General features: G+C 59.8%; 13 protein-coding genes and 1 pseudogene. 8 read left to right on the top strand and 6 right to left on the bottom strand.

The window, feature by feature from the left end; translation table 11 throughout:
- Positions 1 to 1,247: 1,247 nt before the first annotated feature.
- The 3 genes from GA0061105_RS25785 (at position 1,248) to GA0061105_RS25795 (ending at position 4,504) form a co-directional block, all read left to right on the top strand.
- Positions 1,248 to 2,381, top strand: coding sequence for a phosphoribosyltransferase domain-containing protein (locus GA0061105_RS25785; protein WP_225884181.1), 1,134 nt, complete (start codon positions 1,248 to 1,250; stop codon positions 2,379 to 2,381).
- Between the two features lie 114 nt (positions 2,382 to 2,495).
- Positions 2,496 to 3,596 (top strand): cysteine protease StiP domain-containing protein, encoded by a 1,101-nt coding sequence (locus GA0061105_RS25790; protein WP_077991529.1) that lies wholly within the window; start codon positions 2,496 to 2,498, stop codon positions 3,594 to 3,596.
- Between the two features lie 158 nt (positions 3,597 to 3,754).
- On the top strand, positions 3,755 to 4,504 hold the full coding sequence (locus tag GA0061105_RS25795) for an HAD family hydrolase (RefSeq protein ID WP_004675991.1): 750 nt from the start codon (positions 3,755 to 3,757) through the stop codon (positions 4,502 to 4,504).
- 270 nt (positions 4,505 to 4,774) lie between these two features.
- Here GA0061105_RS25795 and GA0061105_RS33940 read toward each other — a convergent pair.
- Positions 4,775 to 5,122: pseudogene (locus tag GA0061105_RS33940) on the bottom strand (DUF4334 domain-containing protein); the annotation flags it as partial.
- A gap of 581 nt (positions 5,123 to 5,703) precedes the next feature.
- A complete protein-coding gene (locus tag GA0061105_RS25810; protein WP_008534295.1) occupies positions 5,704 to 6,087 on the bottom strand; it encodes a hypothetical protein in 384 nt (127 codons plus the stop codon).
- A gap of 459 nt (positions 6,088 to 6,546) precedes the next feature.
- Between GA0061105_RS25810 and GA0061105_RS25815 the strand changes: the two genes are divergently transcribed.
- On the top strand, positions 6,547 to 7,044 hold the full coding sequence (locus tag GA0061105_RS25815; RefSeq protein ID WP_064820010.1) for a helix-turn-helix domain-containing protein: 498 nt from the start codon (positions 6,547 to 6,549) through the stop codon (positions 7,042 to 7,044).
- Positions 7,045 to 7,048: 4 nt separating this feature from the next.
- On the opposite strand, the gene GA0061105_RS25820 is transcribed toward GA0061105_RS25815, so the two are convergent.
- Together GA0061105_RS25820 and GA0061105_RS25825 are read right to left on the bottom strand one after the other, a co-directional pair.
- A complete protein-coding gene (locus GA0061105_RS25820; RefSeq protein WP_064820009.1) occupies positions 7,049 to 7,462 on the bottom strand; it encodes a hypothetical protein in 414 nt (137 codons plus the stop codon).
- 9 nt (positions 7,463 to 7,471) lie between these two features.
- The gene (locus GA0061105_RS25825; RefSeq protein ID WP_008534289.1) at positions 7,472 to 8,020 is read right to left on the bottom strand and encodes a hypothetical protein; all 549 of its coding nucleotides are present in this window, start codon (positions 8,018 to 8,020) and stop codon (positions 7,472 to 7,474) included.
- Between the two features lie 254 nt (positions 8,021 to 8,274).
- Here GA0061105_RS25825 and GA0061105_RS32975 point away from each other — a divergent pair, with 254 nt between their 5' ends.
- From GA0061105_RS32975 to GA0061105_RS25840, 4 genes are all read left to right on the top strand, one after another.
- The gene (locus tag GA0061105_RS32975; RefSeq protein WP_007636000.1) at positions 8,275 to 8,442 is read left to right on the top strand and encodes a hypothetical protein; all 168 of its coding nucleotides are present in this window, start codon (positions 8,275 to 8,277) and stop codon (positions 8,440 to 8,442) included.
- An 88-nt stretch (positions 8,443 to 8,530) separates the two neighbouring features.
- The gene (locus GA0061105_RS25830; RefSeq protein ID WP_064820008.1) at positions 8,531 to 9,499 is read left to right on the top strand and encodes a SctD/MshK family protein; all 969 of its coding nucleotides are present in this window, start codon (positions 8,531 to 8,533) and stop codon (positions 9,497 to 9,499) included.
- A 23-nt stretch (positions 9,500 to 9,522) separates the two neighbouring features.
- The gene (locus GA0061105_RS25835) at positions 9,523 to 11,454 is read left to right on the top strand and encodes a flagellar biosynthesis protein FlhA (protein ID WP_064820007.1); all 1,932 of its coding nucleotides are present in this window, start codon (positions 9,523 to 9,525) and stop codon (positions 11,452 to 11,454) included.
- 42 nt (positions 11,455 to 11,496) lie between these two features.
- A complete protein-coding gene (locus GA0061105_RS25840; RefSeq protein ID WP_046977186.1) occupies positions 11,497 to 12,411 on the top strand; it encodes a pectate lyase in 915 nt (304 codons plus the stop codon).
- A gap of 60 nt (positions 12,412 to 12,471) precedes the next feature.
- Here GA0061105_RS25840 and GA0061105_RS25845 read toward each other — a convergent pair whose 3' ends face one another.
- Positions 12,472 to 13,269, bottom strand: coding sequence for an EscU/YscU/HrcU family type III secretion system export apparatus switch protein (locus tag GA0061105_RS25845; protein WP_046977185.1), 798 nt, complete (start codon positions 13,267 to 13,269; stop codon positions 12,472 to 12,474).
- Positions 13,256 to 14,065 (bottom strand): EscT/YscT/HrcT family type III secretion system export apparatus protein, encoded by an 810-nt coding sequence (locus GA0061105_RS25850; RefSeq protein ID WP_046977184.1) that lies wholly within the window; start codon positions 14,063 to 14,065, stop codon positions 13,256 to 13,258. The genes GA0061105_RS25845 and GA0061105_RS25850 overlap by 14 nt, the downstream gene beginning before the upstream one ends.
- Positions 14,066 to 14,075: the final 10 nt, after the last annotated feature.

Raw genomic sequence — 14,075 nt, forward strand, 5'->3', positions numbered from 1 at the left:
TCTTTCCGTCAGGTTGGTCTTGAACAACCCGACCCTAGCGGAAAACACTGATGGCCGCCCGCAAAGCCGATCACCCGCTACAGCGCAGCGAGAAGCGCGCGGGCACTCGGCTTTACTCCCTCCCGTCAGCTACACCAGGTGCTGGGACACGATCCGCGTGCCGGTTGCTCACACCGCGCCACTTGGCGTATTCAAAACCGCCGAGGCTCTAATCGCCGCTGGATGAAAGTTCAGTGGCAGGTCACGCAGGCTCAAGACCCTCAAGGGCCTCACACTACGAGTTCGTCTGCAAGACATAGACTTCGCAGCCTGAACGTTTCACCCTCGATCCGCTCCATGAAAATGCCGGGACTGAACAACGACGGCTGAGTGCAGGCATCAAGACTTAAGTCTGTCGTAAAGCAGACAAAGCGAATACAAACGTGGTGCGAACTGTCGGCTATTGGCTGACACGAAGATGCAGAACCCTCGACGTGCTGGAGGTGCCCCAGGCACCTGCTATCATCGCAGGTTGGGGCCAAGGCTGGCCTGCTCTGATCCCCGGTAGTGGGCGGGGTACACCCTGCCGATTTCAATTAAGCTACGCCTTTTTTCCCGGCTGATCTCGTCCACCGTTCAAAGGCCCCACCGCCACGTCAGCAGCGTTTAGGCGAATATACGCTCCAGCATCTCTCTTAACTGCAGCGCTTCGCCGCCATCTGAGGTTTCGCGACCGCACGCGCTTGCCATGGCAGGTCCCGCAATCCGTCGCCCAAAGCCGTTATGGATGCAATACGAAATTTCCCGGCAATCTGGACATCTGCCGCGTGAGACCTGGAATGCAATATTCGAGTTCTGGTGCCTATTCAGCTCGCATTCGTGCTGCATGTCCGAGTGGCACGTCCCTTGCTTCACTTCATGCTACTGATTCACCGCAGAGAGCGAGGATGAACTGACGTAAACTCTATTTCTATCGCCCCAGTCGCTTTGTCGGAGATGGGTCACGAGCCGCATCGACGGGGCAGGAAGGCCTCAGATCGGGATTTAGCCCCAACGAAGCTGAAACCAGGGAGGCGCTCGCGCCGTGCTGGCCTTCGCGCCAAGGGCCGGCGAATTCTCCTGCGATATCGTGGCGCGGATGCACTCTGAGCCTCGAGAGGTAAGTGCTACCCTGCTCGTCAACGAGACGCCAATGAGCGTGCGGCGTCACAGAAACATATGGGACGGATTTTTTCCACGGTAAACGTCCGTACTTTCGAAAGCTGGCAATGGTGAATCCTTCAACATACTCTGCGCAACTCGCCGACGGCACTATCTCGGTTCACGTGGATCGAAGCCTTGTACCCCCCATCGAGATGTTCGGCTTCGGGCAGCGAATCAACCCGAACCGCTCGTTTCTGTTTGTTTCCAAGGTTCTTGGTCGATTCCTGCCGATCCGCCCTTCGGTCATGGGAAATGCATTCGACCTCCTTGCACGTCAGATTCCTGCCGATATTCCTGGTCCGGTTTTGTTCATCGGAATAGCCGAAGCGGGCATTGGCCTTGGTGCGGGTGTCCATCGGCGGTTCCGCGAACTCACTGGTCGCGGCGATGCAATATATATCTGCTCCACTCGCCATGATCTTAAACTGCCGCTGCTGTGCGAATTTGAGGAAGAGCATAGCCATGCCCCGCGGCACCTCCTGCACGAACCATGCGAGGCAAGGCTCCGCGACTTGGTTCATGGTGCGACCGGCTTGGTACTCGTTGACGATGAGGCTTCGACAGGTAAGACATTTGCCAACATCTTCGCTGCCCTTCCCGCAAAAATTCGTTTGAAGCTGAAGCACACAGTCCTACTTACGCTTACCGACTGGTCAGAAGGCGCTGCCCGCGCGGAGATCACGGGAACAGTCAGTGAGGCTACTATCGTTTCCGGACGGTACAGTTGGACTCCGCGTGGGGATTTCACGGCAGCTACTCCGCAGGTCCCTTACTGTGACCGTCCTAAGCGGCCCGAGGTCTGTCCCGACGTCGCTCGAGACTGGGCGCGTCTCGGCGTCGTCGATCACTTGCAGGGTCTCAATGCAAACGCTGCCGATGACGGGATTACCCTCGTACTCGGAACGGGCGAACACGTGTGGCAGCCCTTCCTGCTTGCGGAGCGCTTGGAAAAGGAGGGCGCTGAGGTTTTCTATTCATCCGTGACGCGTTCCCCCCTGTCGAAAGGCCACGCGATCGGTTCAGTACTTTCGTTCTCCGACAACTACGGCGGAACGGTTCCACATTACCTCTACAACGTCGATCCAGCGCTGTACTCGAAAATTATACTCTGCTCGGAGACAGGCCCGGAAAATGTCTGTGCCAGCCTGATGTCCGCACTGGGCGATCCCATTGTCCTTTCAGACGTAGAAGGTGAATGAAGCCGCCTTAGGCCATGCGGTCTGCCGCTTCGAAATCGGCTCACTCGATCGGACATTTCCGCCAGTCCACAGCGACACAACACTGCTGTCGCGTTATCTAAGGACATCACTCCCATGGGGGATATCTATGACAGCATCGCCTCCCCTGCCACACTAGGCTCCTACGCCGAATACGACGTGACGCTCCTTCTCAAGAGAGTGGATATTCAGCCTACTGACACGGCCACGAGGGAAGAGGCCATCCAATCCGGGCGGCGGCATTACTCGGAAATGATTTCCGCCGAGATGGCCCCGACCCGCGAATACATGGACCTGTTTGCTAAGGCCATGGCCACTGGTGGCCCGCGCATGGGCGCCGAGACGGCACGCCTCGCCCTCGCGATCGTGCAGTCGGTCGAGGGTCCTATTACCCTTGTCAGTTTGGTCCGCGCCGGCGTGCCCTTCGGCATCCTTCTCAAGAGGGCCATCGCCTTACTCGGCCGGGACGTCGGACACTACGGGTTGTCGATCATTCGCGACAAGGGCGTTGACGACGAGGCTATGCGCCACATTCTTGCCAGGCGTCCTGTCGAGAGCATCGTCTTCGTAGATAGCTGGACGGGCAAAGGAGCAATTGCGAACCAACTCGAAAAGAGCTTCAAGGACTACTCAGACCGGCCTGCGCGGCTAGTTGTATTGGCCGACCCCTGCGGCTGCGCATGGCTCGCCGCATCGGGCGACGACTGGCTTATTCCCTCCGGAATGCTAGGATGCACCGTATCCGGGCTTATCAGCCGCTCGATCCTCAACGCTGCCCTCGTCGGTCCCGGTGACTTCCACGCCTGCGTCCAGTGGGATAATCTCGCGCAACACGATATTTCCCGATCATTCGTGGATGGTATGTGGAATGATGTCTCCACTGTGATTGCAACCGAAATCCCGAGCGTCTGGAGTATCGAGACCCGCCGGGCGCATCGCGATGCCGCCGCCGCTGCCGTCGCCTGGGTGATGGGGGAGGACGCCGTAACAAACATCAACCGAGTAAAGCCGGGCATTGCGGAGGCGACCAGGGCCATCCTGCGACGTGTGCCGGAAAAGGTGTACGTCTCGTCGCCAACCGATCCAGAACTCGCGGCCCTCATGTACCTGATCGACAACAAAGGCGTCCCGTATGTCGTCTCCCCTAGAAAGATCGCCCCCTACCGCGCCGTCACGCTGATCCGGCACGTCTCCTAATCTCCACGTATGTCTACTTACGAGCTCGGCGCGCAGGTCAAGGAAACTGAGATGTGACAAATTCCGTATCGTAAAATTCATTGCCAATGGAAAATCCGCGAAAACTCACATCTGGCAATCGATCAGATATTTAACCAGTCGCATTTTGGAGTACGCATATGAAGCCCATTGCTCTGGTGGACCTTGACGACACCTTGTTTCAAACCAAGAAAAAGATACCGGAGATTGCGGAAGCCGATCTGGTATTGGCGTCCAAATCCATTAATGGAAGCAACTCCTATATGACGAAGATTCAAGCTGCCTTTGTCGAGTGGCTGCTCGTCTCCACGGAGGCCATCCCGGTTACGGCGCGCGGCTCTGAGGCTCTTTCGCGCGTTACGATCGCGTTTGAAAGCTACTCAATCGTATCGAACGGTGCCGTCATCCTCAAAAAGGACGGCAAGCCTGACGCCGAATGGCATGAGGTCGTCGCAAGGGAGCTCCGGCCGCTTGCCGGCTTTTTCGATAAGCTCCTCGATGAGGGCAGGACCAAGGCGAGGGAACTTGGCGTCCACATCCGGTGCTGGTCGGTGATGGAAGCTGATCTCGCGACATATGTTGTCTTCAAAGAGATTGACGGAGACGGCTCACGCCTTGAAGAGATTGTGCCGATCATTCGAGAAAAACGGGGTTGGGTTCGACACCACAACGGCAATAACCTTGCGCTAGTTCCGCCTGCGATCTCAAAACGGGTGGCCTCACAATTTCTGCTCAAAAAGCTTCGGACGGAGCATCCAGGTCGCCCAGTGATCGGCTACGGTGACAGTGTGAGCGACTTCTCCTACCTGTCCCTCTGCGACTGGTGGGGTGCTCCGGGTAACTCTCAAATGACAGACCTTGTCGTTTCCGCTGTTGCGCGTGAGAGATAGGTGACACGCGTACTGCGAACGCGGTGATATGTGAGGAGGGTGCAGGAATGATCCTGCACCTCCAGTCTTTTAGTAGAAACTTCCTATGGGTAAAACGCCGCGCCATATCGCGGTAAGAACCATGGCAAGCGCGGCGAGGATCGCGAGATTCCCGTCGGCTTTTACCACGAGTACGTAGAGCTTGTATTTCAGCATGATATGTCCTTTCGATGAGCTCATTAGGAACTGCCGTCTCGACGGTTCGTGCCTTACTTGCGCAGAGCGAAATTTCGCGCCCATGATCCTCTCGGCGTCGATCCGCCGGAAATGGTCGACGATGGGTTGATCGTCATAGACCATGGCCGCGCTCTTGACGCAGCCGAACATCATGGCCTTCAAAGACGCGACCGGGCCCTCGCCCGCAGCCGGCGCTGGAGATAGGAAAACTTGGTTGCTTGCCACACGCGTCCTGTCGATCTTATAAAAACGCAACGTTAGCCGAAGCGGGATCCATTTGGGATCCACGGCAACCAGCCGCCGGTCTCCCGCTCGAAACAGCAGCACATCGGCGCGCATGTCCGGCGTGAACCGTTTGCCGAACCAGCCAAGATCTTCGAGCACACCATCGAACGATGCCCCGTCGATTGGCGACTGTCTATCCATTCAAGCGGCCAGTGCGGCTGCTCGGCGTCACGCTTTCAACGCTGACGACCTCCGATCGGCAATGCACGACCCCAGTCCCAACTTGATCTCGGGCTCTGACGGCCCATCGCCCCGAAATAGAAAAGCCTGCCGCGGGAGGAGGTGCGGCAGGCTTTCCTAAAAGAACCGAACGGCGACCTGGGAGGAGGAGTGCCGCTGTTCCCACAGACGTCCCTTTGGGAGGAGGAGTGGGCCGTCTAAACTTCGAAGCGTTGCGGGAGGAAGCATCGCTTCGATGAAAATAGCAATACTCGGGCCAGCGCCATGAAGCCAGCGTCTATGTTGCACTGCAGCTATGCACCCGCCGCAACAATCGGCAGGACATCGAGCATTCCTACCCCTGATTTTGTCGGCGGCTCTGCCGCTGTTACAGAGTGGAACCGCTACAACGTCAATTTCGATATCGAAAGCCCCAAGAAGGCCGTGACAGTTCGCGGCGGCCCTGCCGTCATGGAAAGTAGCGCCGCTGGAGACGGTGGCCGGCAGCTAAGCTGGATCGGTGCGGTTCGCGACAGTCATTAGGGGACACCCGGTGACAGACAGTATGAAGTGGCAGTCGCTCCCAGAAGCGCAAGATGTTCTGCGGGTATGTTTTCACCGTTAAGACCCGGCTGTACAATCCCGATCCGGTACTCGATGAACTTGCGTCGGGCAGCCTTTCGAAGCGTGGCCAAGTCATTCAGGCTGCCTCGAATGAAACGGGCCCGGCCCTTAAGATGTGATGTTTCTCTCACGGTCAGGTGGTTGATGAGGTTCTTCAAGCTCCATGTCCCCTTCACCCCCTTCTGTGCTTGACCGCAAACGAGGTAAAGATCGTCCGCCCGGCGCCCCATTACTGCCTGCGAGTATTTCAGATGCCAGAGAAGTACGGTGACGGTATCGTCCGTCTCCTCGATCGCCACGACGTCCGCGCTCTCCCAGGTGTCATCGTCATCTCTTCCGGGAGAGTGGGCAGACAATCCTCGCAATGGGCGTTCCGCTGATCGCACCTCCTTTGGTTTTCTGACCACTTTACCGCCCGAAGCGTGACCTCTCGCTTTTGAGGCAAGTGTCCGAGCGTAAAGCGAAGCTATTGAATCTTGTAAAGAATTCGGTTGCGCAGCGGGCGGATTCCCGCTATCTTTTTCGATAGGGCAGTACGCGCTGCCCTGGGGTGTGGAAACCCCTACACGTGGTTGATGCCGGCCGTAACGGCATCACACTCCTTGACCTTCGGTCGAGGAGCCTGTGGCGTATGTCCAGGTTCCTCGGAACTAAAGGCCACAGGACCGTCGTGTACGGTTTCCAACTCCCCGATCAGTGGGTTTAGCGAGTTTTCAGCGGGGGCGCACCGCGTGAAACTCTCCATCGGGGTGTCCACCATGAAGCGCTATGCAGCAGCACAGGTCCGGACTTCGAGGCCTGCGCAAGCCGAACAGTCGAATTTAGCGCGCGAGTTGGTGCATCCAGTTGATCGGCATGTCGGACAGCAAATCCGTATCCGCCGAATGCAGTCGAATGTATCCCTAGGGGATCTCGGCGCCGGCATCGGGGTCAGTTTGCAGCAGGTACAAAAATATGAAAGCGGTAAGAACCGCGTCAGCGCTTCGATGCTCTACGAGCTTGCCAATTGCCTCAAGATCCCTGTTTCGAGGTTTTTCGAAGGTCTTCCAGATCCCGAAACCACTCAGGGCCAGCAAATCATAACAGAGATCGATGAGAAGATTGCCTATATTTCCACGGCGGAGGGACGGCGTCTGATAGACGACGTTTTGCTCCTTTCTCCGCGTGTGCGCAGCCGGATCGTTGCCCTCGTCAGCTCGATTGTCGATGAAGAGATGGAAGAACAGAAGCCGGTTGGTTCATCTGCTGGTTCTTAGCTCCCTACCGGTCGATTTTCTCCGCTGCTTCAAGCGAAAACTCGGTGCGCAATACCGCCTTCTGTGCCCGCGAAAAATCGGCGGCGACGTGTTCTGCCCGCTCTTGCGCGGCGCGCCGGGCGGCTTTGCGCTGCGCAAGCGATAGGCTGGCATCGGCTTCATGGCTGCGCAATACGGATTGTCGCATCAGCGCGTCCTGAAGCTCGGCGGCGGAGATAACGTCGCTCTTGCGCAATGCGTCGACGACAGGATTGCCGGCGGCCCGGCTTGCCGCGATGTCGAGCGCTTCGGAGGCTTTTGCTTCCCGCTCCCGCGCGCTTTCGGCATCCGCCCGCGCCTCAGAGAGGCTGCGGGAAAGATTGTCGGCCCGCAGGCTGCGGATCTGCAGCAACTGCCTGAGAGATTTCAGCGCCTTCATATCAGCCGCTCAGGCACCGTTGTTCGTCGTCAGGATTTCCAGCTGGCCGCCCTTGATGACCTTGATGCTGTCGGCTTGCTGCCGGCTCAGCACGTCTTCGACGGCCTTGGTGAAGACGGCGGGCCCGCGCACCAGCACCAAGCCGCTGGCGGGATCTTCACGCAGCGCATCGTCCGGCAGCAGCGGGAACAGCGCGCGAATGGCGTTTTGCTCGGTCTTCCAGCTGCGGCCGCCGCGATCGAGGACAACGGTGGAGACCTCCTGCTTCGGCGCGATGATGATGCGGCTGCCGTCATAGGCGACGAAGAGATTGCTGGCATCGCCAAGCTTGACGAAGGCCTTGGCTCCGCTTTCCCGCACGGACCAGTGCTCGACCTTGCCGCTCAGTGTCCCGACTGTCGTGACCGGGATGCCGGACATGAAGGACAACGTCTGGACAACATCGCCAAGCGGCAGGGAGACGACATCCAGGCGCACCTCCCGCTCGCTGGCGCCGGCCGGTGGAGGAAAGGAGGCCAGCAGTCCGATAGCGGCCATGTAAACAAAACGCGCAAACATCTGAGTTTACCTCACGATCCGGATATCGCCCGACAACTAATGAACGAAGGAAGGCAGGGGCTGCAAAATCCAGTCTATTAATAATTATCTGATCTACTGTTGCAGATCATCGGTCTGCTGGGAACAGGACGGATATCCATTTCGCGCATTTGTTGTACATATCGCGAATTAATAACTTTTTAACATAAGCTATTGAATTCGATCTTGAATTCTGCAAGGTTCTGGCCGCCAAAACCATGCAAGGAGTTCAAGACATGGCTACCAGCACTAGTACTTCGACACTTGATGCGGGCATCGGCTCGGCGATTTCCGCCTTCAAGTCGGCCCAGAACGAAGCGACCGCGCAGAGCCTGCAGGTTGCAACCGAAATCACCAAGATCAATGGCGTCGCAAACGCCATCAAGAAGATCGGCCCAGGCTGATTGAAACAATGGCGAGACGGGTTCGCCCGTCTCGCTTCCCCGCTCTCGAAGACAATAAAAGCCGCTCGACGGACGGTTCGGGAACAAGATGACCATGGATCTAGATCCCTCTTCGCCGACATTCAGAGGTAACGCCGGCAACACTGCGTCAGGCAGCGGCGGACCGGTCTTGCGCATCACGCGCGCCGGGCGCAGCTCCATTCTGCCGTTGACGGCGGAGCGGCAGGTGGTCGGCGGCAGCGCCGATTGTGACCTGATCATCCTAGGCGCCAAACCGGAACCCGCCTTTGCCATCAGTCTGCAGCGCTCCCGCGGCTCCGACACGGTGTCGTTGACCGCGTTGCGGGATGACGTGGCGATCGACGGTCGTTCCATCCCGCGCGATCGGACGATGAGCCTTACGAAGAGACAGACCATCTCCTTCGACGGCACGATCTGCGAACTCGAAGGTCTCGGCGCCCGGCGCGTGCGGTTCGAGCCGCGCCGGATTGCGGCTGCCGGCCTTCTCGGGCTGGCGGCGTTGCTTTTGCTGGCCGGCCTTTACAACAGCGATGCGCCGGCTCACGAAGCCCCGCTCGTCAAGGTTTCCGCCGCGCCCGAACCGGCGCCGTCATCGGCGGCGATCGCTGCCGAAATCCGCCAGGCCATTCGTATGGCTCAGCTTCCCCAAGATCTGAGCATCGTCGCCACCGCCGACGAAATTCGCATCGGCGAAGGATCGCGGCCTCTCGGCCTGCCCGATGAGACCAAGCTGCGCAGCATCATCGCCTCGATGAGCCGGCGGGGTTCCGTTTCCATCGTCGATCTCACCGCCCTCTCTTCCGGTCTCGACGGCTTCGTCGCCGCCGCCGGCTATACGCCCGTCAGATTCATCATCGGCTCCGACGGTCGCCGCTACGAGGAAGGCGATGTCGTTGCGAGCGGCTGGCGCATCAAGGAGATCGGCAAAGACCAGATGATCGTTTCCCGTGACAGTGAGGACGATACGGTCAATTTCGCCTCTGCCGGCAATGCCGAGCCGAAGCTCGCCGAAATTTCCAGCAGCGAACAAGAATAGGCGATGGCGTCGGAAGCCGGATCATGAAGGTAAGGTCATCCGCCATCGCCATGCTTGCGCAGCGCACCGATATGCTGCTTGCGGTTTTTTTCGCCTCCGTCGTGACGATGCTGGTGCTGCCGCTTCCGACAATCGTTCTGGACGTGCTGATCGCTTTCAATCTCTCCTTCGCTTTCGTGGTGCTGATCACCACGACCTATCTGAAGAGCGTGCTTGAAATCGCGACCTTTCCCGCGGTCATTCTGATCGGCACGCTGTTCCGCCTGGCCTTGACGATTTCCTCGACCCGGCTCGTGCTGGCGGACGCCGATGCCGGCGAGATCATCATGGCCTTCGGCGATTTCGTCGTTGCGGGAAATGTCGTCGTCGGGCTGATCATTTTCCTGATCGTGGCGCTGGTGCAGTTCATCGTGGTGACGAAGGGCGCCGAGCGCATCGCCGAGGTCGGCGCCCGTTTCACGCTCGACGCCATGCCGGGCAAGCAGCTCGCCATCGACAGCGACCTGCGCAACGGCCATATCAGCACGGAAGCCGCGCAGAAGCGCCGGTCGCGTCTCGAACAGGAGAGCCAGTTCTTCGGCGCGATGGACGGCGCCATGCGCTTCGTCAAGGGCGATGCGGTCGCAGGATTGGTGATCGTCGCCGTCAATCTCATCGGCGGCCTGGCGATCGGTATCTTCCAGAAGGGCCTGAGCTTTGCCGAGGCGGCCCATCTCTATACGCTGCTGTCGATCGGCGACGGCCTGGTCTCGCAGATCCCATCCATTCTGATGGCAGTCTCGGCGGGTATCGTCGTGACCCGCGTGTCCGATGACGGCAATGGCAGCCTCGGCAGCGATATCGGCCGCGAACTCTTCCGGGAGCCCCGCGCATTGGCGATTGCGGCGGCGCTGACGATCTGCGCGGGCTTCGTGCCGGGATTTCCCACAGGCGTGCTCGGCGCAATCGGCCTGTGCCTGGCGGGCCTTGCCTTTATGGTGCATCGCCGGCGCACCGGCCCGGCCGCAGCCGGATCGGCGAATGCCGTGGAAAGCGCCAATTCCTATCCGCTCGACCGGACGAAATATGGCGATCCCGTCGTCGCCACCGTCTCGGTGGAAACGCTGGCGCGGCTTGAGGCGATGCGGCTCGGCGAAATGCTGGACGGGCGGATCCGCATGGCGGCGCGCGCCGTCGGCGTCTCCGTGACGGTGCCGACGTTCAACGCCGATCCCCGCATGGCCGAGGATCTGATCCACCTTCAGGTCGAAAACGTGCCCGCCGGTCTCGTCAGCTGCGGTCCCGAACGGACGGCCGAACAGATTGCCGACGACATCGTGCGCATCGTCCGCCGCCATATCGGCGCCCTGTTCAGCGTCGACGACGCGGCACAATGGCTGGGCAGCCTCGAACCGCGTCTCGGCAAACTGGCGATCGACGTCGCCACCCAGGTGCCGCTGATGCTGACGGTCGCGGTCGTCAGACGCCTGCTGGATTCCGGCGTGACGCTTTCCCAGCCGCGCGGACTGCTGGAAGTGATGCTGCACGCCGGCACCGATCACGCGCCGGATGCCCTGGCCGAAATGGCGCGCGCCGCGCTGGTCAAGCAGATCGCCTTCGGGCTTCTCGACCGGCGCGGATTGCTGCCGGCGCTGGTGCTTCCCGCCGAATGGGACCACTTCATCCGCTCCTATGACGCCGCTGGAGCGACCGAGAAGATCGAGATAGCCGAAAGGCTGCGCCTGCTGGCCGAGAAAGCCAGGCAGGCTCTCGAGGACGCCAACGAGCGGGGATACGATCCCATCATCATCGTGCCGGGCGAGTGGCGCCTGCTCACCCAGACGCTGATGATCCACCACAACTGCCGCATTCCGGTGCTGGCGGCGGAGGAGATCGACAGGGATATAACGATCGAAACCATCGGAGAGATCGGGCAAATCCGGAACGCTGCCGGCTCCAAACAAAGGCCGGGCTGATAGAGCAAGTGAAGTAGACGAGACCAACTGGGGATGAATGCAATGTGTGGCGTAGATGGACAAAGGCCCATAGACTTCGACAGAACCTCCCGTTTCGACCTTGAGTCCGATTGCCTTGGCGGCAGCAATAGGGCCGACACGGATTTCACCGCCATCCGAACCCGCAAGGTCTCGCCCTTCGAAGATTTCTCCGGCAACCCGCCGACGCTGACCTCCTATGTGCCGAAGTCGCGGGAAACGTCGGAAAACGGCATGGATTCCGACCCCAAGGATCTGCTGCGCAAGCACATCAACTGGCAATCCCACTCCAAGAAGGTGGATCCATCCGACGAGAAACAGGCCACGACTTTGCAGACCACGACGGAAAAACCCGACCTCTCGAAAGAGGGCAGCGTCATCGTCGTCAACGAGCCGATCGTCGTGGATGGCGGCGTGTTCGACGGCAAGGGCGCGACCTATACGGCCTCGTCCAAGCTCGGCGATGGCGGCCAGTCCGAAACCCAATCGCCGCTGTTCATTCTCAAGAACGGCGCCACGCTCAAGAATGTCGATCTCGGCGAGAATGGCGCCGACGGCATTCACGTCTATGGCGGCGCGACGCTCGAAAACGTCAATTGGCAGAATGTCGGCGAGGATGCGCTGACGGTAAAAAGCGCCGGCGACGTCACTATTATCGGTGGCTCCGCCAAGGGCGCGACCGACAAGATCTTCCAGATCAATGCCGACACGAGGTTCTATCTGAAGGATTTCGTCGCTGACGGCTTTACCACGCTCGTGCGCACCAACGGCGGCAAGCAGATCGACGCCGACGTCACCATCGATGGCGGGGCGTTCTCCCACGGCAGCAACGTCTTCCGCACCGACAGCTCGCTTGCCAGCGTGACGTTCCTCTCCGATATCACGCTGGACGATGTGAAGAACTGGACGCGTGTAGGTGACAACCAATCGGGCGTCTGAGACGCCCGACCACCGGAACCGCAAAGCGAAGATCAAGCGGGCGGCTTAGGCTCCCGCTTTTCATTGCCGGCCTGGTCCTTGCCTGCGCGGCGGGCTGCTGCGCATTTCCGCGCCGATTTGCCGGCGCGCCGATTTCAGCTTCGGGTCGCCCTGGGTATCCTTGTATTCGCGCCGCGCCTCGGTCTTGGTCATGCGGTGTTCGTGCCTGAACAGCGCGCGCGAAATGCGGATATCGAAAAAGGCCGCCGCCACCATGATGCCGGCGGCAATGACGAGGATCGAGCCGAGGAGATGGGCTGTCGTGGAGAGCGTGCATGCTTCTCCGCAAAGAGGCGACCAGAAGATGCTGTTGAGGAAATAGAGGATCGCACCGCCGCCGGCGGCGGCGAGCAGGACAAACTTGACGAGCCCCTTGACGAACTCGGCGATGCTCGCGAGCGAAAAAAGCCTCTTGATGCCCTCGAACGGATTGAGCCGGGTGAAATCGAAGCTCATATGTTTGAACGATACGGGAAACCCCTGCCCGTCGAGGATCGACACCAGGATGGTCGCGGCAAGACCCATGGCAAGCGGCAGCCACATGAGATCGAGCAGCGCCACGCCGGTTTCGCTCAAGCCGACAGTGACGGCGTCGGAGAGGTCGGCCCGCGCGGCGGACTGCAGGCCGCTATCGAAACTGCGGGTGAAATCCTCGAGGATATCAGGCAAGCCCCAGGTGACGTAGACGGCGATGGCAAGAACGGAGATCGCAACCGGGATTTCCTTCGAGCGGGGAACCTGGCCCTCGCGGCGGAGCCGATCGAGCTTCACCCGGCTCGGCGGCAGGGTTTTTTCTTCGGTATCGTCATTTTTGGCCATGGGTCACCTCCAGCATGGCTTTCACCTCGTTGAATCCGTCGATCCAGAGATCGTGGAAATAGCTGGAGATGAAGGCCGTGTAGATGACGAGAATGACCACGACCGCGAAGTTCTTGATGGCCGGCAGGCTATCGTTCAGCGGGAATTGTTTCGACGAGCGGCCAACGAAGGCCAGCGACAATTCGAGCGCGCAGGTGACGATCATGAACGGGGCGGCAAGCAATCCGGCCGCTTTGAACAGCCGGCCGAATACACCGAGGATCATGTCGAGCGGATCGTCGGGCATGGCGGGCATGAGCTTGAAGAGCGGCCAGAACTCGAACGACTTGTAGAAAATCGCGACCAGATCGATGATGCCGCCGGCGCTGACGAAAATCACCAGGGCGATCGACATCATCAGCGAACCGAGCGGCGCGGTTTCCAGCGCGTTGATCTGGTCGAAGAGATTGGCGGCATTGGCACCGCGATAGACATCAGTCATATCACCCGCCGCCTGGGCCGCCCAGAAGGGAATGCCGAGCCCCATGCCGACAAGCGCCCCGAAGCAAAGTTCCTTCATCGAAAGGGCGGCCAGATCGAACCAGGACGTATCCCCCAGCGCCAGCGTCGAATAAGCGAAGGCGACGGAGGGCGCCGACAGGCCGATTGCGAGGCCGAAACGCAGGATGCCGACGATGCTGAACAGCGAGAAGATCGGGAAGATCAGCAGTATCCCGAGCGCGCGGGCGGCGCCGAGCATGGCTGCGGCCGGTGCCGCGACCTCGATGCCGACGAGCGGAAGATGATCCGGCCCCATCCGCCTCGCC

Source organism: Rhizobium aethiopicum, assembly GCF_900094625.1.
Lineage (GTDB): Bacteria > Pseudomonadota > Alphaproteobacteria > Rhizobiales > Rhizobiaceae > Rhizobium > Rhizobium aethiopicum.